The sequence below is a fragment of the Herbaspirillum sp. Her3 genome (genome assembly GCF_057961275.1).
Map to the genome: position 1 here is coordinate 1391389 of NZ_CM176328.1, position 23800 is coordinate 1415188.

23 protein-coding genes and 1 other RNA gene are annotated in these 23800 nt (G+C 64.5%); all 24 read right to left on the reverse strand.

Annotated features, from left to right (window positions below):
* Positions 1 to 17: 17 nt before the first annotated feature.
* Positions 18 to 1262: a beta-ketoacyl-ACP synthase gene (locus tag ACVC5H_RS06335; protein ID WP_489621519.1), complete on the reverse strand. Its 1245-nt coding sequence runs from the start codon at positions 1260 to 1262 to the stop codon at positions 18 to 20.
* Positions 1259 to 1996: a 3-oxoacyl-ACP reductase FabG gene (gene fabG / locus ACVC5H_RS06340; protein WP_489621520.1), complete on the reverse strand. Its 738-nt coding sequence runs from the start codon at positions 1994 to 1996 to the stop codon at positions 1259 to 1261. The genes ACVC5H_RS06335 and fabG overlap by 4 nt, the downstream gene beginning before the upstream one ends.
* Complete coding sequence (locus tag ACVC5H_RS06345; RefSeq protein WP_489621521.1) at positions 1993 to 2466, reverse strand: hotdog family protein; 474 nt, start codon at positions 2464 to 2466, stop codon at positions 1993 to 1995. Before ACVC5H_RS06345 ends, fabG begins: the two co-directional genes overlap by 4 nt.
* Positions 2463 to 3662, reverse strand: a complete 1200-nt coding sequence (locus tag ACVC5H_RS06350) for a beta-ketoacyl-[acyl-carrier-protein] synthase family protein (RefSeq protein WP_489621522.1) — start codon at positions 3660 to 3662, stop codon at positions 2463 to 2465. The genes ACVC5H_RS06345 and ACVC5H_RS06350 overlap by 4 nt, the downstream gene beginning before the upstream one ends.
* Before the next feature lie 13 nt (positions 3663 to 3675).
* Positions 3676 to 4239, reverse strand: a complete 564-nt coding sequence (locus ACVC5H_RS06355; RefSeq protein WP_489621523.1) for a DUF3261 domain-containing protein — start codon at positions 4237 to 4239, stop codon at positions 3676 to 3678.
* On the reverse strand, positions 4236 to 6641 hold the full coding sequence (locus ACVC5H_RS06360; RefSeq protein ID WP_489621524.1) for an MMPL family transporter: 2406 nt from the start codon (positions 6639 to 6641) through the stop codon (positions 4236 to 4238). The genes ACVC5H_RS06355 and ACVC5H_RS06360 overlap by 4 nt, the downstream gene beginning before the upstream one ends.
* Positions 6634 to 7245, reverse strand: a complete 612-nt coding sequence (locus ACVC5H_RS06365) for an outer membrane lipoprotein carrier protein LolA (protein ID WP_489621525.1) — start codon at positions 7243 to 7245, stop codon at positions 6634 to 6636. Before ACVC5H_RS06365 ends, ACVC5H_RS06360 begins: the two co-directional genes overlap by 8 nt.
* Complete coding sequence (locus ACVC5H_RS06370; protein ID WP_489621526.1) at positions 7242 to 7706, reverse strand: acyl-CoA thioesterase; 465 nt, start codon at positions 7704 to 7706, stop codon at positions 7242 to 7244. Before ACVC5H_RS06370 ends, ACVC5H_RS06365 begins: the two co-directional genes overlap by 4 nt.
* Positions 7699 to 9279 (reverse strand): HAL/PAL/TAL family ammonia-lyase, encoded by a 1581-nt coding sequence (locus ACVC5H_RS06375; protein WP_489621527.1) that lies wholly within the window; start codon positions 9277 to 9279, stop codon positions 7699 to 7701. The genes ACVC5H_RS06370 and ACVC5H_RS06375 overlap by 8 nt, the downstream gene beginning before the upstream one ends.
* Entirely contained in the window at positions 9266 to 10228 is a 963-nt protein-coding gene (locus tag ACVC5H_RS06380) for a lysophospholipid acyltransferase family protein (protein ID WP_489621528.1), read from the reverse strand. The genes ACVC5H_RS06375 and ACVC5H_RS06380 overlap by 14 nt, the downstream gene beginning before the upstream one ends.
* Positions 10225 to 11001, reverse strand: coding sequence for a glycosyltransferase family 2 protein (locus tag ACVC5H_RS06385; protein ID WP_489621529.1), 777 nt, complete (start codon positions 10999 to 11001; stop codon positions 10225 to 10227). The genes ACVC5H_RS06380 and ACVC5H_RS06385 overlap by 4 nt, the downstream gene beginning before the upstream one ends.
* Entirely contained in the window at positions 10998 to 12737 is a 1740-nt protein-coding gene (locus ACVC5H_RS06390) for an ApeI family dehydratase (protein ID WP_489621530.1), read from the reverse strand. Before ACVC5H_RS06390 ends, ACVC5H_RS06385 begins: the two co-directional genes overlap by 4 nt.
* Positions 12738 to 12747: 10 nt before the next feature.
* A complete protein-coding gene (locus ACVC5H_RS06395) occupies positions 12748 to 13314 on the reverse strand; it encodes a COG4648 family protein (protein ID WP_489621531.1) in 567 nt (188 codons plus the stop codon).
* A 4-nt stretch (positions 13315 to 13318) separates the two neighbouring features.
* Complete coding sequence (locus ACVC5H_RS06400) at positions 13319 to 13597, reverse strand: acyl carrier protein (protein WP_489621532.1); 279 nt, start codon at positions 13595 to 13597, stop codon at positions 13319 to 13321.
* 70 nt (positions 13598 to 13667) lie between these two features.
* Positions 13668 to 13931 carry a phosphopantetheine-binding protein gene (locus ACVC5H_RS06405; protein WP_489621533.1) on the reverse strand — a complete coding sequence of 88 codons (264 nt, stop codon included), beginning with the start codon at positions 13929 to 13931 and terminating at the stop codon, positions 13668 to 13670.
* Positions 13932 to 13934: 3 nt separating this feature from the next.
* Entirely contained in the window at positions 13935 to 14723 is a 789-nt protein-coding gene (locus tag ACVC5H_RS06410; protein WP_489621534.1) for a lysophospholipid acyltransferase family protein, read from the reverse strand.
* Positions 14716 to 15525: a beta-ketoacyl synthase chain length factor gene (locus ACVC5H_RS06415; protein WP_489621535.1), complete on the reverse strand. Its 810-nt coding sequence runs from the start codon at positions 15523 to 15525 to the stop codon at positions 14716 to 14718. Before ACVC5H_RS06415 ends, ACVC5H_RS06410 begins: the two co-directional genes overlap by 8 nt.
* 634 nt (positions 15526 to 16159) lie before the next feature.
* Positions 16160 to 16495, reverse strand: a complete 336-nt coding sequence (locus ACVC5H_RS06420; RefSeq protein WP_489621536.1) for a hypothetical protein — start codon at positions 16493 to 16495, stop codon at positions 16160 to 16162.
* A complete protein-coding gene (locus ACVC5H_RS06425) occupies positions 16492 to 16854 on the reverse strand; it encodes a hypothetical protein (protein WP_489621537.1) in 363 nt (120 codons plus the stop codon). Before ACVC5H_RS06425 ends, ACVC5H_RS06420 begins: the two co-directional genes overlap by 4 nt.
* 195 nt (positions 16855 to 17049) lie before the next feature.
* Positions 17050 to 17430: a transfer-messenger RNA gene (gene ssrA, locus ACVC5H_RS06430) on the reverse strand.
* Between the two features lie 174 nt (positions 17431 to 17604).
* Positions 17605 to 21003, reverse strand: coding sequence for a DUF748 domain-containing protein (locus ACVC5H_RS06435; RefSeq protein WP_489621538.1), 3399 nt, complete (start codon positions 21001 to 21003; stop codon positions 17605 to 17607).
* A 198-nt stretch (positions 21004 to 21201) separates the two neighbouring features.
* Positions 21202 to 21858 carry an HAD family hydrolase gene (locus ACVC5H_RS06440; RefSeq protein ID WP_489621539.1) on the reverse strand — a complete coding sequence of 219 codons (657 nt, stop codon included), beginning with the start codon at positions 21856 to 21858 and terminating at the stop codon, positions 21202 to 21204.
* 76 nt (positions 21859 to 21934) lie between these two features.
* The gene (gene ubiG / locus ACVC5H_RS06445; protein ID WP_489621540.1) at positions 21935 to 22651 is read right to left on the reverse strand and encodes a bifunctional 2-polyprenyl-6-hydroxyphenol methylase/3-demethylubiquinol 3-O-methyltransferase UbiG; all 717 of its coding nucleotides are present in this window, start codon (positions 22649 to 22651) and stop codon (positions 21935 to 21937) included.
* A gap of 148 nt (positions 22652 to 22799) precedes the next feature.
* Positions 22800 to 23414, reverse strand: coding sequence for an outer membrane protein OmpA (gene ompA / locus ACVC5H_RS06450; protein WP_489621541.1), 615 nt, complete (start codon positions 23412 to 23414; stop codon positions 22800 to 22802).
* Positions 23415 to 23800: the final 386 nt, after the last annotated feature.

Genomic DNA, 23800 nt, shown 5'->3' on the forward strand with positions numbered 1-23800 from the left:
AGGGGGGCAGGGCGCTGTCAGGGCCAGCGCTTGAAGATGAGCGAGGTGTTGATGCCGCCGAAGGCAAAGTTGTTCGACATCACGTAGTCGCACTGCAGTGCGCGTCCTTCGCCGGTGAGATAGTCCAGCTCACCGCAGTCGGGATCGGGATGCTGCAGGTTGATGGTCGGAGCGAACCAGCCATGGCGCATCATCTCGATGGACATCCAGGCTTCCAGCGCGCCGCACGCCCCCAGGGTGTGGCCCATGTAGCTCTTGAGCGAGCTGATGGGCGTGCGGTTGCCGAAGATGCGGGCGGTGGCCTGGGTCTCGGCGACGTCGCCCTGGCGCGTGCCGGTGCCGTGGGCATTGATGTAGCCGATGGCCGAGGCGGGCAGGTCGGCATCGTCCAGTGCCATCTGGATGGCGGCCTGCATGGTGGCTGCGTTGGGATTGGTGACGTGGGCACCGTCGCTGTTGGTGCCGAAGCCGACGATCTCGGCGTAGATGCGGGCGCCGCGTGCCTGGGCGTGTTCCAGGTCTTCCAGGATCAGGCTGCCGGCACCTTCGCCCAGGACCAGGCCGTCGCGGTCGCGATCGAAGGGGCTGGGGGTGATACGCGGTGTGTCGTTGCGCACGCTGGTGGCGTAGAGGGTGTCGAAGACGGCCGCTTCGGTGGCGCACAGTTCTTCCGAACCACCGGCCACCATGGCCACCTGGCGTGCGCTGCGGATGGTTTCATAGGCATAGCCGATGCCCTGGCTACCCGAGGTGCAGGCGCTGGAGGTGGTGATGATGCGGCCGGTGATGCCGAAGAACACGCCCATGTTGACCGGCGCGGTGTGGGCCATCATCTTCAGGTAGGTGTTGGCGTTGATGTCGCGGGTATTCTTTTCGGCGAACATCATGGCGAAGTCGGCAATCGCATTGGGCGTGCCGGCCGAGGAACCATAGGCGATGCCGAGCTGGCCGCTTTTCAACAGGGGATCTTCCAGCAGTCCGGCATCGGCCAGCGCCCATTCGCTGGCGCGGGTGGCCATCAGGGCGACCCGGCCCATGCTGCGCGTGGTCTTGCGGTTGTAGCGTTCGGACAGCGAAAACTCTGCTGCCGGCGCGCCCAGGCGGGTGTGCAGGCCGATGTAGTCATCCCAGCCGGGCATGCGCTGCACGGCATTGGTATAGGTCTTCAACTGCGCCAGTGCGCTGGTCCAGTCGGTGCCGATGGGGCTGATGCCGGCCATGCCGGTGACCACGACCCGGCGCTCGCTGCGGTGATGCGTCATGCCAGGCCTCCGTTGACCGAGATCACCTGGCGCGTGATGTAGGCCGCATCGGGCGACATCAGGAAGGCCACCGCCGCCGCCACTTCCTCGGGCTTGCCGGCGCGGCGGGCAGGGATCAGTTTGAGGATTTCCTCGACAGGAGCATCTTCGGTCATGTCGGTATCGATCAGGCCGGGGGCGACGCAATTGACGGTGATGTCGCGCTTGGCCAGTTCCAGCGCCAGCGCCTTGGTGGCGCCGATGACGCCGGCCTTGGCCGCGCTGTAGTTGACCTGGCCACGATTGCCGATCAGCCCGGACACCGAGGCCAGGGTCACGATGCGGCCCGCGGCGCGCCGCCGCACCATGGGCATGACCAGCGGATTGAGCACGTTGTAGAAACCATCGAGGTTGGTGCGCAATACGCTGTCCCAGTCTTCGCCGGGCATGGCGGGAAACGCGTTGTCGCGGGTGATGCCGGCGTTGCAGACCACGCCGTAGTAGCAGCCGTGCTGTTCGACGTCCGCCAGCAGGGCTTGCGAGGCTTGCTCGCGGTTGGCGACATCGAATTGCAATACGCGGACCTGGCGGCCCAGCGCCGCAATCTCGGCGGCCACCTGGTCGGCGGCGTCGCGCCGTGCATGGCAATGCAGGACGATGTGGTATCCCTCGCGTGCCAGGCGCAGCGCGATGGCGCGGCCGATGCCCCGGCTCGAGCCGGTGACGAAAATGCTGTGTTCTCCCGATGTGGTCATGCCATGCCTTCTTGAAGATAGTGTGTTGCGTCGTGCGGCTGGAACACCGACACGGTGGCTTGCGCCAGTTCTTGTTGCGTCGCCAGGTCGGTGATGCGGCACTCGAATGAGCCCAGCCCGTTCTCCGCCTGCAACAGTAGTTGCACCGACACGCCCAGGCGCATGCCGGTGACAAATTCGGGAACCGCGCAGTGATAGCGGCGCGATCCCAGCAGGAAACCGATCCTGGCGCGGCCGCCCCGGCACAGTTCCTGGTAACCGGCCCAGGCGGCGATGCTCTGGGCCATGTATTCGATGCCGACCCAGGCACCGACTCCGGTGCCGGTCTGGAACAGGCTGTCGGTGCGGATCTCCAGTTCGGCCTGCAGCGTCTCTTCGCCCACGGCGACGACGCGATCGATCAGGATCATCGGGGCGGCGTGCGGCAGCAATTGCCCGATCGGCGGGATGCCTTGTTGCACCGTACTCATGCTGCCTCCCCACGCGAAAACACCAGGGCCACATTGCTGCCGCCAAAAGCGAAGGAGTTCGACAGCACGTGTTGCAGCGGCCGTCCCAGCGATTGTCCAGGCGCGACGGGTTTCAGCGGAGGCAGCGCCGGATCGGCCACGCCATCCCACAGGTGCGGCGGCAGCAGGCCATCCGGATTGTCGTCCTGCATCAGCAGCCAGCACAGCCCGGCCTCGATGGCGCTGGCCGCGCCCAGGGTGTGGCCGGTGAAGGGTTTGGTCGAGCTCACCGGCACCTCCAGTCCGAACAGCGCCTGCACCACGTGCGACTCCATCGCATCGTTTTGCGCCGTGGCGGTGCCGTGCAGGTTGATGTAGTCGATCTGGCCGGCGTCCAGGCCGGCGCGGCACAGGGCCTGGCCGATGGCCAGTTGCGCGCCCTTGCCTTCGGGGTCCGGCGCCGAGATGTGATAGGCATCGGAGGACTCGCCCCAGCCGCTCAATTGCACCGCTGCAGGTTCGCGCGTGAGCAGGAACAGGGCCGCGCCCTCGCCGATGTTGATGCCCTGGCGATGCAGCGAAAGCGGATTGCAGCGTTGCGCGCTCACCGACTCCAGCGCCGAGAAGCCGGCGATGGTGAACTCGCACAAGGTATCGACGCCGCCGCAGAGGACGACATCGCACAAGCCCATGTTGAGCAGCCGCGCAGCACTGGCGATGGCCTTGCCGCTGGAGGCGCAGGCGCTCGATTGCACATAGGCCGGTCCGCTGGTGCCCAGCGTCAGTTGCAGGGCGGTGGCCGGTGAACCCAGCTCCTGCTGGCCGTAGTGATAACCGGGCGGGAAGCTGCCACTGGCGGCGCGCGCGGCGAAGGCGGCTTCGCCCTCGGCAATGCCGGAGGTACTGGTGCCCAGGACGATGCCTACACGTTGAGCTCCATAGCGGGTGATGGCGGCATCCACTTGGGGACGGATGCAGTGCAACGCGGCCAGCGCCAGGCGATTGTTGCGGCTGCGTTCGCGCAGGGGCAGGTGGCTGTCCTCGGGGAGAAGCGTGTCGGGGGGGATTGCACCGAGGGCCAACGGCGTGCCATGGGCATCGACGTAGCGCGCATCGGGGCGCAGGCCGCTGTCGCCGGCCAGGAGGCGTGCGCGGATGCCCTCGTGCGTGCTGCCGAGCGGACAAACCATGCCGAGGGCGTTCAGATAAAGGCTCATGGGGATGGCGATGTCATTCAGGGGTCACCACCGACTGTATCGTCAGCTTGTAGTGGTAACGCAGATTGGTCAGGATCACTTTGCCGCCCCAGCGTCGCTGGTCGGGGTAGTCGATCACGGTGATCGGTTCGCCGTGCAGCAGCAGCGTGCGCTGCGCCTGGGCTTCACGCAGCTCCCATCCCTCCGGCAGCGCCTGGCGGATGGCCTCGGCGGGCCATAGGGTGAGTTGCACGTCTTGCAGTACATCTTCACCTTGCACCTGGCTGGGCAGCATGGCGTGGCGCCACACTTGCAACTGCTGCCCGTCATAGTGAAGGGACATGACGCGCTGGCCGAACGCCAGGCCCACCAGGTCCAGATGGTCGGCATCGATTTCCAGGGCGGTGTCGAGCTGGTCGGTGCGGCTGCCGCGTTCCACCGTCAGGTGTTGCTGCAGGCTCAGGCTCTGGCCCAGGGCGGCCGGCGGCAGGCGCAGCGACAGGCGCGCCGGGGGGCGCACGTCGGGCGGTTGCGGGGTGGCGCAGGCGCCCAGCAGCAAGGCGGCGCTGACGGCGGCCAGCAGGAGGGAGGGCTTCATGCGGATTCCTTGCCGGGCTGCGCGGCAGCGCCGGGGTGGGTGAACAGGGGCGCCAGCAGCCACACCAGCAGCATGCCGCACAGCATGGTGAGGCCGAAGGCGTGCAGCGGCGGGCTGTGGCTCAAGGCCAGCAAGCCGAAGGAGAGCAGCGCGCTCGCAGCCGACAGGCCGACGGTCAGCCAGGCGTGGGCGCGCTGGCCCGAGGCGGATTCCAGCAGGAAGATGCCGTAATCCACACCCAGCCCCAGCACCAGCAATCCGGCCAGCACGTGGAACAGTTGCAGCGGCTGGCCGATCCAGCCGAACAGGCCCAGCGTCAGCAGCGAGGCCAGCAGCGGCGGTGCCAGCGCGCGCCAGGCGCGGCGGCGGTAGCGCAGCGCCAGCAGCGCGAAGATGGCGGCGTAGGCACACAGCAGCGCCCAGCCCATGGTGAGGCGGTACTGGCGCAGCACGGACGAGATATCGCCCACCTTGTCCACCCATTGCACCCCCGGCAGTCCATCAGCCACGGCGGCCAGTTGACCCAGCTGGCGATAGTCGCTCAGGCCGCGCAGGGCAACGATGCTGGCAAAACGGCCATCCACTTCGCCCAGCCACAGGTGGCGCGAAGCAGCCCCGGCCGGGGTGGCCAGGAATTCGGCCGGGGTGAGCGGCTGGGTCTTGTCCAGCATGCGCTGGCGCAGCGCTTGTGCCCACTGCGGGCTTTCGTCGATGGCGCGTGCGGTCAGGGTGATGGCATCGGGCGCAGTGCTTTGGCCATCCAGCAGGGCCCGGTGCAGCAAGGCCAGGTTGTCCTGCTGGCGGCGCTGCGAGGGAACCCAGTTGGAGACCGCCTGCACGCCGCTGATGATCTTGCGCTGTACCAGCGGCTGCAGTTTTTCGCGCAGGGCTTCTTCCTGCTGCAGCACGGCCTCGGCCGAGGCGCCTCGCACCAGGTAGAACTGCACCGGCGCGGCCATGTCCAGCAACTGGCTGATGCGGATCTGGTCCTGTAGCAGGGCCGCCGGACTGTTCTGCAGGGCGCGGATGTCGTCGCTGCTGTGCAGGCGGGTGATACCGGCGATGGCCAGCCCGATCAGCGCCACTGCGGCCGGCAGGACCAGGTGCCAGGCCACGCCGCCCAGCAGGTCCGGCCAGCGGGCGATGCTGTGCCCGAAGCGCTGCGCCTGCGGGCTGGCGCGCAGGCTGTGCGGACCGATCAGCTGCGGGAACCAGCACGCCACCGTCAGCCAGGCAAACACCAGACCCAGGGCCGAGAACACGGCCATTTGCTGCAGACCGGGGAAGGGCGTCAAGGCCATGCCGAGATAGCCGATCAGCGCTGCCAGCAGCATCAGCGCCAGGCCCGGCAAGAGGCGTCGCAACAGCGCTGCTGAATCCTGCGTGGCGGGTGCGGCCATGCGTGCGCAGAGGAAGTAGATGCCATAGTCCTGGGCGATGCCGATCAGGCTGGCGCCGAAGACCAGGGTCAGCAGATGGATCTTGCCGAACACCAGCATGCTCACCGACAGCGCCCCCAGGCAGCCCACGGCGATGGACAGGGCGATGTAGAAAATCGGCTTGACGGAGCGGAAGCTCAGCCACATCAGCAGCAGGATGCCCAGCAGCGAGCCGACGCCGATGGTGGCGCTTTCGCTGCCGGCCTGGGCACTGGCCGCAGCGGCATGCAGGACTACGCCACCGGTCAGGACCTGCGCGGCTTGCGCGCTGGCCGCTTGCCTGGCTTGAGCCAGCAGCGGGATCACCTGCTCCTGGGCCTGCAGGGAAAAGACCGGGGCCTTCAGTTCCAGCAGCAGCAGGGCGTAGTTCACGCCATCGCGTTCCACGAAGAGCATGCCGTCGCGCGGCCGCACGGGCGTTTCTCTGGCGCGCTCCTGCACCCAGTCGCCGAAGAGCCCAAAGGGATCGTCTTGCCAAGCGCCCAGGCGCGGTCCGCCGAAGGCACCGTAGAGGCTGCTCAACGCACGCTGGCTCCACTGTTGCGCCGTTGCGTTGGCCAGCCGGGCACGTTGGCTGTCGGTCAGCAGCAGGCTGCGGCTGTGCGCCAGGCTGTCCAGCCACTGGCTTTGCCATTGCGCGCTGTCGCCGCTGGCCGGTGCGAGCAGTTCATCCTGTGCGCGCAGGGCGGCCAGGTAGGCCTGTGCGCCAGCTTGGGCACGGCCCCAGTCGCGGTCGCCGACCAGTACCACCAGCTTTTGCTGAGCCGAGTCGACCATGTGGCTGAAGGCTTGCTGGCGCACGGCATCCTTGCCGCCGGTGCCGGGCAGCAGCGCCAGGATGTCGGTATCGGGACTGGCGCGCTGGCCCAGCCACAGCCAGGCATTGTGGGCGGCCACCAGCAGCACCGCCAGCAGCCAGGCCAGCGCCAACAGGCTCTGCAGGCGACGGACGGGCTTAGTCAAACAGGGCTCCTTCTTCGGCCGTCATGGCGCCTTCGCCCGTCTTGATGGCGGAGAAGCTGATCTCGGTGCGGTCGCCGCTGGCTTCCTTCATGCTCACCTTGTCCACATAGCTGGCACCGGCCAGGCTGATCTCGCCGATGGCCTTGGCCAGGGTCGGCTGGCGCGCCTTGAGCGCGACCTGCCAGTGGCCGTCGCGCAGGCTGCCGTCGAGTTCGAAGAGCTGGTCGAGCTGGCTCAGGTCACCCGCCAGCAGCGAGAAGAGGACGCTATTGATCATCTTCACCACCGGTTCCTGCTGGGCATCGAGCTTCATGGCGACGCGGCCATCCTGGATCTGCATGATGGCCTCGCGCGTGATGCGCAGGGTGTTCGGGAATGGTTGCAGCGTCTGCCACAGGATGCCCCGGCCCTTGACCACGCAGAAGCGGCCCTGGGCTAGCAGGGGCTTCTTGATGCCGGTCAGCTGCTTGGTCTGGTCGAAGCGGCCGCACATGACGGCCGGCTTGGCCAGGATGGCCTGGATCTGCTGGACCGGTGCGGCCGCGCGGGCGGCGGGCAGGATGGCCAGCAAGGCCAGGCTGGCGAGGAGTGAGCGCTTATTCATGGGGCAGGAGGTGTCAGTCCGAGCTTGTGCCACAACACCGGCGGCGATACGAAGCACATCTCGTGGTTGTTCATCTGCACCGCGACCTGGACGGTGGAGGCGCGGGTCAGGCGCGCGCCGCTGGCGGCGTCGCTGATGAGGTAATCGATGCGCAGGCGGTTTTCCCATTCGACGATGGCCGCGCTCACGCGGATGCGCTGGCCGAAGCGGGCCGGTGCGGCATAGCGCAGGTGCAGGTCGATCACCGGCCAGCCATAGCCGGATGCCTTCATGGCCGGATAGTTGTAGCCGATGCCGTCGAGCAGGGCGCAGCGCGCGGTTTCCATGTATTCGACATAGCGGCCATGCCAGACGATTTCCATCGGATCGAGATCATAGAACTGGATCTGCAATTCGACTTCCCCGCGCCAGGGCGAATTGGCCAGCGTGATCTTGCCCGGCGGCAGGATGGTGTCACTCATACAGGCTCCAGGCCTGGGCGCGGATGCGCTGCAGCAGCAGGCGCAGGTCGGGCTCCAGCATGCGGTCTTCAGCGACCACGGCGATGTCTTCGGCCAGCGCCGCCTGCATGGCCGCCAGGCGGCCGGCCGGCAAGTCCCGCAGCGGTGTATCGCCGGGCTGCTGGCGCTGGCTGCGCAGCCATACGCCCTGGCGCACCGTGATCAGCAAGGCGGCCGCGACCTGTTCGGTCAGTTCCAGTACGCGCAGGCAATCGCGCGCGGCAATGGTGCCCATGCTCACCTTGTCCTGGTTGTGGCATTCGGTGGAGCGTGAGAACACCGAGGCCGGCATGGTCAGCTTGAGGGCTTCGGCGGTCCAGGCCGAGGCGCTGATCTGCAGGGCCTTCAGGCCATGGTTGATGGGCGCGCGTTCGCCCTGGGCGCCGGACAGGTTGGCCGGCAGGCCGTTGTTGTAGCGCTGGTCCACCATCAGGGCCATCTGGCGATCGAGCAGGTCGGCGATGTTCGCCACGGCGGTCTTCATGCTGTCCATGGCGAAGGCGATGTGGCCCCCATAGAAATGGCCGCCATGCAGCACGCGCTCGCCATCCGGATCGATCAGCGGGTTGTCGTTGGCACTGTTGAGTTCGTTCTCGATGAACTGGCGCAGCGACGGCAATGCATCGTTGAGTACGCCGATCACATGCGGCGCACAGCGCACCGAGTAGCGATCCTGCAGGCGCTTTTCGTTGCGGTGCGCCTGGCCGCAGGGCAGGTCGCGCTGCAGCCAGGCCGCCACTTGCTGCTGTCCCGGATGCGGCTTGGCCGAGAACAGGGTGGCATCGAAATGGTGGGCATTGCCATCCAGCGTGAAGCTGCTCATGGCCGTGATGCGGGTAGCCAGCTGGCACAGGTAGCGCGCACGGTCAAAGGCCAGGCAGGCCAGCGCGGTCATGACGGCGGTGCCGTTCATGATGGCCAGTCCTTCCTTGGGACGCAGGCGCAGCGGCGTCAGGCCGGCTGCGGCCAGTGCCTCGGCGGCCGGCACCGTGGCGCCATCACGCCAGACCTGGCGCTCACCGCACAGCACGGCGGCCAGGTAGGACAGCGGCGTGAGATCGCCACTGGCGCCCACCGAGCCCTCGCAGGGAATCTGCGGCAACAGGTCGTGCTGCAGCAGCGCCGTGATCTGTTCCAGCAAGGCCACGCTCACGCCCGAGAAGCCCTGGCACAGGGAATTGAGCCGGGCCGCCAGGATGGCGCGCGCCTGCTCCGGCGTGAACAGCACTCCCAGGCCGCAGCCGTGGTAGGTGTAGAGGTGATGCGGCAGTTCCGGAACCAGTTGCGGCGGTACGGTCACCGTGCAGGAATCGCCATAGCCGGTGGTGACGCCATAGATGGTGCCATCCTCACGCAGGAGGCGATCCAGGAAATCGGCACCGCGCGCGATGCGCGCACGGAAGCTGTCAGCGTCATGCAGTTGCGCCGTGCGCTCGCGCCGCGCCAGCGCCACCACATCCTCGATGGTGAGCGGCTGGGCGCCGAAGCGGATAGGGGCGCTGTTGAAGGAAGAAGAAACGTCAGTGTGAGGCATGCTGTTCGTCCAGGGCGGAATCAGCCCAGAAATCATAGAAATTGAACCACTGGTAAGGCGCTTGCAGGCAGTGTGCTTCCAGCCGTGCCGCATAGGCGGCGGCCAGTTCGCCCAGCACCTCGTCGCGCTGCTTGCGCGGCAGGACGATGCTGTCGCGGAAGGCTTCGAAGCTGACCTCCGCCCCCTCGGCGCTGCGCCGGGAGAACATCAGGAACACCGGGCATTGCAGCAGTGCCGCCATGACGTAGGGGCCGATCGGAAAGGGGGCGCTGCGGCCCAGGAAAGGCGCACGCGCCACCCGTGGCTGCGGCGAGACCGGCACCCGGTCACCGGCGATGACCACGAACTCGCCCTGTGCCACCTTCTCGGACAGCATCATGGCGGTAGCAGGTGACATGTCGGTGACTTGCATCAGGTTCAACTGGCTGCCCGGATCCAGCTGGGCCAGCATCTGGTTGAAGGCCTGGGCGTGGCGCGTATGCACCAGCACCGTCAGCTTGAGCGCGGGATGCTGGCGGCCGATCACGCGGCACAGTTCGAGGTTGCCGAGATGGGTGCAGATGATGAGTCCGCCGCGCCCTGCCGCGATGGCCTCGGAAATAGGTGCGCTACCGTGTATATGAACGTTCTTGATGGGGAACAGGCCGCCCCACAGCAACATCTTGTCCAGCAGGCTTTCCCCGAATGCGGAGAAGTGAAGGAAAACGCCAAAAATCCCGGAACGCAGCGGCAGCTCCGGACGGTATCGCCGCACCTGCGCCAGAAACGCACGCGAGGCCTGGCGGGCCCGGCCATTGGCAGTGATGTACCAGCACAGCACCGGATAGAGCATCAGCCGGAAGGGTAGCCGGCCCAGCAGGCGATAGACCGAGAACAGCAAGCGCATACCGGCCACGAAACTGACTTCGTTGATCTGCGCCCAATGGCGCGTACGGGGTGGATGGCTCATGCGCTGCGCCCGCCCAGCCGGCGCCAGCTGCCGCGCGCCAGCAGCAGCGGCGCGCGCAGCAGCATGCCGAAGAACAAGCGGGCATGCATGCGCGAGATCAGTACGTTGTCCAGCCAGACCTGGAAGTGCGACACACCATCGGCCGGATAGCGCACCCGCGTGGCCAGGTTGTGCACGCGCAGGCCGCGCCAGTAGAGGCGCACCAGGATTTCGGTATCGAAATCCATGCGCAGTCCGATAGTGGCGCTGTCCATCAACTGCAGCGTCGGCGCCAGGGGATAGAGGCGGAAGCCGCACATCGAATCGGCAATCTCCAGCGACAGCGTATTGATCCATACCCACACGTGCGTCAGGTAGCGGGCATAGAGCCGGCCCTTGGGCACGCTGTCGTCATAGATCGGCTTGCCGTTGATGACCGCGGCCGGGGCCGCCTGCGAGGCGGCGAGGAAACGTGGGATGTCGGCGCTGTCGTGCTGGCCGTCGGCATCGATCTGCAAGGCGTGGGTGTAGCCAGCCAACGCGGCATGGCGCAGGCCGGTCATGACGGCGCCGCCCTTGCCCTGGTTGCGGGTGTGGACCAGCAGCGTGATCTGTTGCGGATCGGTGGCGGCCAGTTGTTGCAGCACGGCGGCACAGGCGGGGCTGCTGCCATCGTCGACCAGGATGCAGGGCAGCCCGTGACTGCGCACGGCAGCGACCACCGCGCCGATGGCGTGCTCATGATCGTAGACCGGGATGACCACCACGGTGCTGTGCATGGAGGGCGCGTTCATGCTGCCCCCAGCAGGAAGCGGCCGCTGGCGTGCTGGCCGGCGTCCGAATGCAGACGGAAGGACAACTGGGACTTGGCGGTGTCGAACTGCAGGTCCAGCAGCACGCGCATGCCTGGTGTGATGACGCGCTGGAACTTCAAGGCCTGCAGGCCCAGGAAGCGCGGTGGCAGATCGAAATAGCGCCGGCCCAGCGTGAGCGACCAGTCGGTCTGCACCACGCCGGGCAGGATGGGCGAGCCGGGGAAGTGGCCCCGGAAGTAGAGCAGGTCGGCAGGGATGTCCAGCGCCAGTTGCACTTGCTCGGCGCTGCGTTCCAGTTCGGTCACGTTCGCAAGCGTGGGCGCGCTATTCTCCAGCAGCGCGGTCAGTGCCGAGAGTGTGACCTTGCCTTGCGGGTTCACCGGCAGCGCCTGCAGGTAACGCCACAGGCGCGGCAGGGCGATGGCCTCGATGGCACCGGCCAATGCCGTCTTGAGCTCGGCATTGAGGGCCAGCTTGCCTTGTGCAGCCAGCAGGGCTTGACCTTGCGCAGTGGGCACCACGAAGGCAGCGACGAACTGGCGTGCGCGGCGGCCTTGATGAACGATCACGCGCACTTCCTCGACCAGCGGACTGGCGGCCAGCAGTTGTTCGATGCGCGTCAGCGAGATGCGTTTTTCTTCCAGCTTGACGATGCGGTCGCTGCGCCCGCGCAGTTCAAAGGCGGCGGGGAGGTCTTCCAGCAGTACGGCACGGTCGGCCATGCTGAACCAGCCACTGTCGGGCAGGTGCGGCGAGCGCACTTCCAGCTCGCCTTCGGCGCCGATGCGTACGGACACGGCGGGCATGGCCTGCCAGTGCTCGCGGCGCTGCAGGAGATCGCTGTCGGGCTGGCGCCAGGCGATGCCACCGGTTTCGGAGCTGCCATAGATTTCCAGCGGACGCTGCCCCAGCAGCCGCGCGGCATCGCATGCCGCTTCGGCCGGCAGCGGACCGCCGGAAGAGAAGATCGCGCGCAGTTGGCGCGCATCCGGTTGCGTGGCCTGCGCGGGCAGGCGTTTCAGATGGGCCGGGCTGGACAGCAGCAGCCACGGGCGGTTACCAGCCATGCGCTGCAGATCCTCGGGGAAGAACGCGCTGCCTGCGTGCACCGGACGTCCCGCACACAGCGCCCACAAGACCTTGAACAGCAAGCCATAGATGTGTTGATGCGATACCGTGGCGACCACTTCGGCCTGGCCCACTGTGGCACCGAAGAGCGCCTCCAGCGTGGCCACTTCATTGGCCATCTGGCCCAGTTGCTTGGGGATGGCCTGGGCTTGCCCGGTGCTGCCGGAGGTGTAGACCACCAGGCCGGGGAAGTCCGCGCGCAAGGCGGGCCAAGGAGCGGAAGGCTCGTCGAAGGCGGCATCAGGAGCGGGCTGCAGGGCCGGGCAATGGACACCGAAGTCGCCGAGGAAACCATCGACCTCGCCGCGCAACTGGCTGCAGGTGTCGGGCAGGGCGTCGCTGGGCAGGTAGGCGGTCTTGCCGGCCAGCCAGGTGCCAAACAGCGCGGCGGCGAAATGCAGCGTGTCGAGATGGAAGAGCGCGAAACGCTGTCCCGGCGTGGTCTGCAGCAGCTGCTTCCAGCGCAGCAGCTCGGCGCACCAGGTGGCGTGCGTGACCGCGGCGCCGTCGCGCCAGCCGATCACGCGTTCGCCGTGAAATGCCTGGAACGGCAGTTGCAGCAGGTCCAGCCTTGCGGTGGCGTGCATGTGGACTGCCTCACGCATGATGCTGGCGCCGGACGTAGAGGCGTACCAGGTATTCGCCGGCAAACAGCACGCCCATGGCAATGTAGGAAATGACCCCGGTATACATCGACCACACCGCCGGCGAGGCCCACAGTGCGGTGCCCAGGGCGATGCTGCCATTGACCGCGAAGAACAGGCACCACACCTGGGTGACCCGGCGCGTATAGGCGATCACGAACAGCGGCAGGTCGGGTGAACTCAGGCGCGCCATGCGTTCGATGACGGTGGGCGGTTTGTAGAGGCTGTAGCCGAACAGGGCCAGCATGCCGGCGCTGATGGCCACCGGATAGAGCTTCAGCGGCAGCAGCGCATTCCAGGCCAGGGCCGGCGCGGCCAGCGTCAGCGCGGCCACGCCCATCCAGCGCAGCGGGCGGCCGCTGCGGCTGGTGAACAGGCGTATGGCGGCGATCAATACCAGCAGCAGCGCCAGCATGCGCGGCTCCAGCTTGCCGTGGGCGTACCAGATCAGCAGGGGATAGAGCAGGATCAACAGCGGGCCGGCCAGGGTGGCCAGCCGGGACATCGCGGGAGGCTTCATGCGCTTACGCGTGCGCTTGTTCGTGCATCAGCGTGGCCAGGATATCCACGACATCCTGCACCGTGCGTACGCTGCGGAAGACATCGGGCTGGATGCGCTTGCCGGTGGTCTGGTTGAGTTTGACCACGATGTCGACGGCATCGATGCTGTCGATGTCGAGATCGGTGTAGAGGTTGGACTGTGGCGTGATGGCGGCTTTGTCGAGCTCGAACATCTCGTGCAGCATATCGACGATCCACACGGTGATGTCGTCCTTGGTCATGTCAGGTGTCAGAGGGGTCATGATGTGCATCTCTTGCAAATGGCTTGGCGGGGTCGTTGTGGTTATGTGCAGCGCGCAGCGTGGAGGCTGCTCAGGCGGTGGCCTGGTGGCTGGCCACCAGCGCAGCCAGTGCCTGTACCGAGGCGAAGTGCTTGCGGGTTTCTTCGGAATTGGCCGAGAGCTTGATGCCGTAGCGTTTCTGCAGGCTCATGCCCAGTTCAAGCGCATCGATGGAATCCAGCCCCAGGCCGTCGCCGAATAGCGGCGCCGCGCTGTCGATATCCTCGGGGGCGAGGTCTTCCAGGTCGAGGGACTCGATGATGAGTTGCTTGATGTCTTGTTCCAGGTCGTGCATCGCCTAGTTCTCTTTCATGAAGTACTGTTGCAGGTAAGTCGTCAGTTGGCGCGCGGCCAGCGTCGGATGGTCGGCGCCGTGCGGCTGCTCGTTGCCGATGATGTGGTCGGGATGAAGGTCCTCGCCGATGTGCAGGCGGAAATGCGCGCGCGTGGCCGGCACCTGCCACCACTTCTCCCCCTTGCTGAGGGTGCCGGGCGTGCATCGGATGCGCACCGGCGTGATCGTGCAGCCGCCGCGCACGGCGACGTTGGCCGCGCCGCGCTTGAGGCTGATCTGGCCGTCGCCGGGCGTGCGGGTGCCCTCGGGGAAGATGATGAGATTGCCGCCGCTGCGGATGGAGCGGATGCAATCGTCGATCAGGTCCGGTCCCTGGGCATTGCTGATGTAACCGGCTGCGCGCACCGGTCCGCGAGTAAAGGGATTGCGCCACAGTGCGCCCTTGACGATGCAGTCGGCATGGCGCACGAAGGCCATCAGCAGCACCGTATCGATGAGCGTCGGATGGTTGGACAGGATCAGCAGGCCGTTGCGGTTCAGCCGTTCCAAGCCGGTGATTTCATAGCGGATCACGCCGCACAGGCGCATCACTTCGACGAAGGCACGAAACGCCAGGCGGATGAGGTGGCGCGACCACAGCACACGCTGCTGCGGATTGCGGACCAGGACCTGCAGGATGGGGAAGATCACCAGCCGCAACAGCAGCCCGCCCAGTCCGAAGAGGGCGAAACACATCCCCGTGGCCAGGATGCGCCAGCCACGGTCGATCAGTGCCAGGATCCGTTCAAGCATGCCGCATCCAGTGCCAGCGACGGCCGTCGGCCTGGCGCTGCAGAGTGGACGTCGCGGCGTCGAGGAAGAAGCGCAGGATCGCAGCGGCGCCGGCGGTGGCCTGTGAGGCGGGCATGGTATGGCCGGCCGGCTGCGCCTGCTGCCACTGCAGCGACAGGGTGGGCAGTGCGCCGTTTTCGTCGGCCGCCTGCATCAGCCAGGACCAGCCGCAGGGTTCTTCGTGCTCATCGGCGAAACCGGAAAAGAGCGCCGGCAGCGGTGCGTCGGCCACCACCAGCAGGACTTGCCGGGCGCCGTCGGCCAGCAGGCCGCAGGCTTCGATGATGGCATGTTCGACCGTGCTCTGGCCGGCTGCAATGGCCACCGTATTGGCCTGGTTGCCGCGGGCAATGGAAAACAGCCCGGCGTTGGCATTGTGGACCGACAGACTGAAGGCTGTGGGCGACATCGGCGCGGCGGCAGCCAGGGCAGTTTGCAATTCCACCGAACGGGCGCATTCGCCGTGGCGGGAGGCGAAGACCACCGGGATGTCGAGTTGCTCCGTTGTCGAGGCGGGACCAGCTTCCCGGGGCTGATCGGAGGTGGCGGCAGTCAGGGCGCCGTAGGCTGTTTCCAGTGCCAGCTTGCCAACCGGGCTGGTGCGCCGGCGCAGCATGGGCGGCATGGCCTTGACGGCTGGTTCCCCGGAACCGGCAGCCTGGCGATCATTGCTGATCCATCGTTGCCAATCGGCTTGGGATTCGATACCCGGAACCCACTGTGCATGCGACGCAACTGAAAAACTGACATCCCCTGAATACATATCGTCGAAAGCCCCCGAGGCTTCTTTTTGGCGCTGTTATCTACCGGACCCCCTTCATCCGATGCAGGCCGGTACGCTGCCTGCGTCGGTGGATACGCCGTTTTCTTGTTTATTTACAGCGCTTATCCGGTGTCTTTAAACGTTACAATTTGTAAGACCGGGTAATGGTACGACAAAACCCTCTTGAATTAACACGAAATTTTCACGGAGAAAGACGGAGAACCACGGCCAGGGGGCTTGTCCGCCGGGTGGGTGTTGTCGATTCGGTACGTTGTCTATCGTCTCGAAGGGAAGGGACGTGCTTTTTGGGGCTCGATTTTCTAACAATTCGGGCTGGCCCGGCACGAAACGCTGTGGCGCGATTGTGGAGATTATTTATCTGATAACCTAAGACGCTCCCACGCCCTAAAGGTAAAGCCAGCAGCAACGCCTGGATTCCGGCTGCTGCTGGCAGTGCCTTCAACAAGTCTGCATTGAATAACACGGAAGGGCTGGCGCTGCTTGAGCATCGATTGGCGCAGTTATGGCGCAGTTTTCAAAACTGCGCCAATTTCGGTCCCAAAAAGTGGCGCAGTTCGATTCATTTCGGTTTGGAGGCCCTGTAGTTCCAATGTCGGATCTACTGCGGGGCCATTCATCTCGCGCGTACCGCTGTGAAAGCCGAGTCGTCGCCCAGATGGATGAAGATGCGCCCCTGCGCCTTATCATCCGTTACCTCCAGCCAACCGCGCCCACTCACAGGATCGTTTTCATCTACGCCAGACCAGGAGAACTCGATACGCACCGTGCTTCCATTCTCGTGAACACGGGCATCGATGTCGCCTTGCACCAGCCCGAACTGGAATTTACCTGTCAGATCATTCTTGATTGTGATGTGCGCAGGAACCTCCATATCGAAGTAATCGACATCCCACGCTTCCATGCTGGTAATGCGCCAGGTGCCCAGCGCCGCTTTTTCAAGCTTCTTCATTTCTCCTCCGTCAATCCGGCATTTAACCAAAAATAGTTGAAGTCATCGCCCAAAGCAAAGCGGGCGTGCAGAAATGCCTTGTTGTCCTTGCTGGCAGCATACAGGTCTTGTATCAGGCCCAGCAGGCCGGCACGGTCGAAATCGACCAATCTGGTTTTGACATCGCTCCAGCTAGGTATAGCTTTCGTAGATTTTTTGTTGCCATGTTTTTCAGCCTTGTCCGTATCGGTCGTGTCAGCGGATTCAGTCAATCTGCAGAGCCAGTTCCGGCAGTGCCGTAATTCCACCTGTTCCAGCCGGGCACCCATAAAAACACCCACCCAATTTCGTCCTGCTTGAGCTTCTGCGAAGCCACTCAAGCGCGGGTGCTGTGAGGTGGATCTGGCTCATTATCTCAAACTCATCGGCCGGGTAATTTACCGAGAGATCCACATGAATGCCTTTGAGGAGGCATCCGCCGAACCACAAAGTCCGCAGGCATCCGCGTGAACCCTCGCAGAAATGCGAGGGGGCAAGAAAAATGCCCAACTGCATACACAGTCGGGCATTGGTATTGGTGGAGCCGGCGGGAATCGAACCCGCGTCCAGAAGCACTCTACAGACAGTTCTACATGCGTAGTGCAGCCAATTGGTTTTAATCCTGGCGACGCGGACGCACACGCTTCGACAGGACGAGTTACCTTGGATTTAATGACGTATGAAGTAACCCCATACGCCACGATTCCCTGTAAATGACTCTACCGCTGTTGCCAGCACACCCCAGGGAAGAAGTGCTGTAGAGCTAGAAGTTTCTTAGGTTTCTAGGTGCGATTTACGCTGCGAGAGCGTAAGATTCGTCGTTTGCATTTAAGCAGTTCCGGATGGATTAACGAGGTAACCAGTCCTCGGCATGCCCTGTTCCGCTTTGCAACCCCTGTCGAAACCAAGTCGGCCCCGTGGTGTTGAAGCTTCGCAAATCCCGCTGGGCGCGTGAACTTGCGTATTACGCTTGCCTCTCGCAGAGCTTCCTGAAGAGGCGCCCGCTTTTTCGGCGGAAGGTCGATTATAACCTACTCCCTACTGTATGGGCAGCGCCCGGCTTTTCAAGGCCAGCCTGCGCGGCCGCTCCCTCACTGTATCGTCAGATCGACCCGTGCCTTCGGCTCCTTGTCCGGGATGCCGGCGCCGTCCAGCTTGGGCGCGATCAGGAAAATGCGCGCCGGTTCGATCACGCTCTGTTCCTGCAAATAATTTCGCACCTGGTCAGCACGGCGCTGGGCCAGCTTGCGCAAGTCATCCTGGGTCACTTCGGTATGCTCCAGGATCATCTTTTCCATCTCGGCTTCGGGCATCGTTTTGGTCAGGCCGATCATGTTGCGCGGCTTGTCGAACTTGCCGTCCTTGTAGACGCGCTCCAGATACTTGCTGCGTTCGGCCGCACTGATGCGCACCGGCCCGTCGGGTTGCCCCTCCCTGGCGATTAGGTCGGCGCGCTTCAGGGCACGCATCGCGCGCTCCAGCGCTTCGCGGCGCAGGCCCTGGTCATCCACCTGCGGATCGACGCGGCCAGTGATGTCGAGCTTGATGCCGGGACGCTCATGCAGCACATAGCCCAGCGCATCGAGCTTCTTGCGCACTTCATCCGTCACTTCCGAGGAGCCGGGCGCGAACTCGATATAGCGCAGCTCGCCGATGTGCTCGTCAGGGCGGAACATCGAACCGATCAGCGCGAACGGCGAAGTCACGGCTTTGACGATCAGGTTCACGAACACGCGCACGATGATGCCGCCCACCGAAAACTGCGGGTCCGACAACGACCCGGAAATCGGCAGGTTCAGGTTGATGTTGCCATCGCGGTCCTTGAGCAGCGAGACCGCCAGCATCACCGGCAGATTGGTGGCGTCGGGGCTGTCGACGCGTTCGCCGAAGCTCAGTTGCTCGATGCGCAGATCGTTCTGGGCCACCAGCTCGTCGTTCTCGATCTTGTAGTGCACATCCATCGACAGCTTGCCCTTGGTGATCGGATAGCCGGCGTACTTGGCCGAGTAGGGCGTCAGGCGCGGCAGTTGCACACCGTTGGCGCTGGCCTTGAGATCCAGGTACATGGGCTTGAAGAGCGGATTGAGGGCGCCCGAGATCTGCAGCGGTGCATCGTTGTCGATCTTGCCGGTGATGTTGACCGGCGCCGGTTGCGGCTTCTCCGAGGAGATCTGGCCGATGCTGCCCGCCAGTCCGGTCATGTTGGCGGTGTAGTTGGGTTTGACGAAGTTGTCCGTGTAGTTGATGTTGCCGCCTTCAAGCACCACCTGGCCCACGCGCACGATGGGGGCGTCGGCAGCAGGTGCGGCAGGGGTGACGGGGGCGGTGGAAACGGTCTTGCGGGCATTGCCGTTATTGGCCGGCTGGCTATCCTTGCCGGCTTTCTTGCTGTCGTCGGTGATCGAGCCCTGCTCCTGCGCATCGGCCACCACGATGTCCTGCAGGTTCAGGCGGCCCTTCTCGGAAAGGATGGCACGTGCATAGAAGTTGGACAGCGTGACTTTTTCCAGCGCCACTTGCGGACGTCCACCCAGCTTCGCCTGGATCCCTGCCAGGTCCAGCGTGCGCCAGCGCAGGAAATCGGTGGAGGTCTGCTTGTCCTGCATGCGCAGGTTGGTGATGGCGGCGCTGCCCTTGTAGTCCAGCGCCAGCTTGCGATCCTCAAGCGGTGGCGTCACGTCCAGCTTGCCCTTGGCGCTGGCCAGGCCGCTGCTGATGGTGACATTGAGCACATCGGTGAAATAGTGCTGGAAGGGTGTGATGGGCAGATCCTTCACCTCCAGCTCCAACGCCACGCTCTTGAAGTGCGGTGCAGCCTGGCCGGACAGTTCGGCGCTGCCATTCTTGTCGAAGCGCGCCTGCAGCTTGAAGGGGACAGGCTGGTCCAGCGTATCGGTGAGCGTCGCCGCCTGCAGCGACAGCGATTGCAGGGCCAGCGGCTGGGCGCCCTTGCCCGGCGGCGTCAGGCGCAGCTCGGCCAGTTGTACCTTGCTGTCGTCGAGCTTGAGATGGCCATCGCGCAGCTGTAGCGTGGTCTGGCCGGAGAGCTTGCCCGCCACCCCGCTGATGGGCGCGCGTGCCAGGTAGTTCTGGTAGCCCGCGAGGTCGACGTTCTCCAGCGTGATCTTGCCCGTTACCGTCGGCTTGAGTGGCTGGATCTGTCCATCGAAGCCCAGCTTGCCATGGCCGTTTTCCACGGCTGACAGGATCAGGTGCGCAGGTTTGGCATCGGCAGCGGTGGAGAGCTGGGTGGCATTGATATCGATCTTGCCCAGCTTGATGAGCTGGGCAGGCGTGGCGTTGGCTTCGTCGCGCCAGTTGAGCTCGCCACCGTGCACGGTCAGTTGCTGCAGCACGATGGTGGACGGCGGCGTGGCGGCCGTTGCCACAGGGGGAGCAGCCGGTTTGGCCGCCTTGCCACCGGCATTGCCGCTACCGGCCAGCGCACGCTGCCAGTTGATCTCTCCACGCGCATTCATGCTGGCCCAGACCTGCGGCTGCTCGAGCGTCAGCTGGCCGAGTTCGCCGCTGGCCGCCAGCACGTCGAATTGCTTCACCTGCAGCGCCAGCGACCTGGCCTTGAGAAGCGGTGCGCGAGCCTTGTCCTGCAGGGCGAGGTCATCCAGGCGAAGGTCACCTGCCAGGGTCACGGCCGGTTTGTCATCCTTGCGGGTGAAACCCAGGTCCAGCCTGGTGCTGAGCTTGGCGCTCTGGATCGCCACCGGCAATTCGACCGGGACGAAGGGCAGGTAGCTCACCAGATCAAGTTGGTCGATGTCGATGGCGAAGGCCGATTCCTGCGTCGAGGCGAAAGGCTTGCTGCGGCCCTTCAGGTGCAGCGGCGTGCCATTGATGGTGGCCGACAGTTGCGGCTGCACGAAGCTGTCGATATTGCCGGGCAGGTTGGAGATGAAGGGCAGGCCGAGCTGCAGCGCGGCGATGTCGATGTTCTTGCCGGTTACCTTGTCTTCGAAGCGGATCTGGCCATCCTGCAGTTGCACATTGGCCAGCGAGAAGCGCGCCTGGCCTTCGCTCTTGGGCTGTGCCGCCAGCTTGTCGAGGATGTCGGAGAAGTTGTAGTGGCCGATGCCCTGGGCGTCCAGCCGCACCACGTGCAGTTGCGGTGTGTTCAGGCTGATCTCATCCAGTACCGGCGCCAGGCGCAGCAGCGAGGCAGCGGACAGGTCGGCCAGCAAGCCCTTGGCGCTGAAGAAGGGATGCGTGCCATCGGCTTCATAGAGCGTGATGTCCGAGGCGCGCAAGGCCAGCTTGAAGGGATTGAAGGCGATCTCGCCAATCTCCAGCTTGCGGCCGATCTGGGCCTGGGTCTGGTCGATGGCGATCTTGCGCACCAGCGCCGGCAGTGCGCCCCAGCTCAGTGCGGCCAGTGCCAGCAGTACGGCCACGGTCCAGCCGGCCCAGCGCAGCGGACGTTGCAGGCGTTGCCAGGCGGCGTGCTGGGTGAGAGAGGCGCGGTCCGGCTTGCTCATGGGGTTTCCCTTGTCGGTGCCGGTCCGTCCTGGGGAGATGAATGCGCAGGTGGCCGGTTCTGGTTGTGATGGGGGTGATGCTGCGGCAGGTGCCGGCTTGTCGCCATTCTAATGCGAGGCGACATGGCACTGCTAGGAGGGGAAAGATGCGCTCAAGTTTCCGCGAGCGCATCAACTGCAAGGCAGAGGAGAGGCGAATCAGTCCAGCAGCGTCAGGATGTCCAGCGGCGCGTGCAGCAGGGCATCGGCTTGCCAGGCGGCGGGCTCGGTGTGGCCGCAATAGCCCCAGGCGGCGGCAATGGTGGGCATGTTGGCGGCGCGTCCGGCCTGGACGTCACGCAGGTCGTCGCCGACGTACCAGCACTCCTCGGGCGCCAGCTGCAGACGCCTGGCCGCTTCCAGCAAGGGGGCCGGATGCGGTTTGGCATGCGGGGTGGTATCGCCCGAGACGATGCAGCCGGCATGGCCCAGTCCGATCTGAGGCGCCAGCACGTCGGTGAAACGCGCGGCCTTGTTGGTGACGATGCCCCAGGCGATACCGCGTGCTTCCAGTTGCGCCAGCAGTTCCGGGATGCCGTCGAAGAGACGGCTGTGGGTAGTCATGTTGGCTTGGTAGCGATCCAGGAAAATTACGCGCAACTCTTCATATTCCGCATCGCCGGGATGGATGCCCAGCGCTGCACCGATGAGCCCGCGGGCACCGGCCGAGGCGACCGGGCGCAAACTTTCATAGGGGGCATTTTCCATGCCTTTTTGGTGGCGCAGGAAGTTGGCAGCGGCCGCCAGGTCGGGAGCGGTATCGGCAAGGGTGCCGTCGAGGTCGAACAGGATCGCGCGCGGAGGGCGTAGTGGCATGGTTGTCAGGACAAGGGAGAAAAACGCCGCAGCGTAAGGGCTGCGGCGGTGAGGTGTGGTCGGACAGTGTGGCCGCTCAGGCCAGCTTGGTACAGGCCACCAGATAGTTCACGCTGGTATCTTCGTTGAGCGAATAGATCTTGGTCAGCGGGTTGTAACCCATGCCCTTGAAGGCATCGATCTGCAGGCCGGCTGCGCGCGTGTACTGCGCCAGCTCGGCCGGGGTGATGAACTTGGCGTAGTCGTGCGTGCCCTTGGGTAGCAGGCGCAGCACGTATTCGGCACCGATGATGGCCATCACGTAGGACTTCATGTTGCGGTTCAGTGTCGAGAAGAACAGCTTGCCGCCCGGCTTGGCCAGGGTGGCTGCCGCGCGCACGATGGCCGACGGATCGGGCACGTGTTCCAGCATTTCCATGCAGGTCACCACGTCATACTGGCCGGCTTCGCGGGCAGCCATGTCTTCGGCGGCGATCTTTTCGTAGCGCACTTGCACGCCGGACTCCATGCTGTGCAGGTCGGCCACTTTCAGGGCCTTGTCGGAGAGGTCGATGCCGGTGACGTCGGCGCCTTTCCTGGCCATCGATTCAGCCAGGATGCCGCCACCGCAGCCGATGTCGATCACCTTCTTGCCGGCCAGCGGGGCGCGGGCGTTGATCCACTCCAGGCGCAGCGGGTTGATTTCGTGAAGGGGACGGAATTCGGAACCCGGGTCCCACCAGCGATGGGCCAGTTCACTGAATTTCTGGATCTCTTGGGGATCGGCGTTCATGGTCGCATTGGTCGTATTCATGGGGCCTAATGATAGCCCAATCCGGCAGCAGCGGTTGGACGCGCCAGATCAAGCGACTCTCTAAAAGAGGGCTGACCCGCAAACGCATCAGCAATAAAAAAACCCCGCCGAAGCGGGGTTTTCATCAGAGCCTTGTAGCGGCAATCGATTACTTGCGGGTACCCACAACTTCGATTTCCACGCGACGGTTCTTGGCGCGGCCAGCAGCGGTCTTGTTGTCAGCGACCGGTTGCGACTTGCCCTTGCCTTCGGTGTAGACGCGGTTGGCTTCAACGCCCTTGGACACCAGGTAAGCCTTGACGGATTCAGCACGGCGAACCGACAGCTTCTGGTTGTAGGCGACCGAACCGATCGAGTCGGTGTGGCCGACGGCGATGATGACTTCCAGGTTGATCGACTTCAGGTTGCCAACCAGTTCGTCCAGCTTGGCCTTGCCAGCCGGCTTCAGGGTTGCCTTGTCGAAATCGAAGAAGGCGTCAGCAGCGTAGGTGACTTTTTCCGAGGTCGGAGCAGCAGCCGGAGCGGGCTTCGGAGCAGGAGCAGCAGCGGCAACCGGAGCCGGTGCGGGCGGTTCTTCGCACGGACCGTTCACGTAAGCGGTTTGCCAGCACAGACCGTAACCGCTGCGGGTCACGACGTCACGGCCATCTTGCAGGTACAGGCTGCCGGGACGAACCTTGATGTCCTTGGTTTCCTGAGCGGTGGCAGACAGTGCGATGGCTGCGGACGCAGCAGCGAAGACGAGTTTTGCTAATTTGTTCATGTTTCTCCTCTCGGGTGAGATATCCGCAGATAAACTGCGCTACAAGATTACGACATCAAAAAAATGAATAATATCATGTGTTCAGGTCGTCACAGGCCCTTGTTCCATGGGGCTAGTAATGAACTTAGCCGCCATTCTGCCACACGGATTGCCCTTCAGCGATGCTTGCCAATTGGTCCAGACAACGTTTTTGGGACTGTGTTGTTTCTTCGCAACGCGATATTTTTGGCCCGTTTTTGTTCCTTTAAGGCTGAAAAAAGCCGGATTTTTTAGAGAAAATCCTTATTTTTCATACAGTTCGCGCATTTTCGCTTAGGCAAGTAGTTGTCATTTTCTCTCGCCCGTTGCCGTTCTTGCGGCATAGGATTTCTCCCGATGGCGCGGAG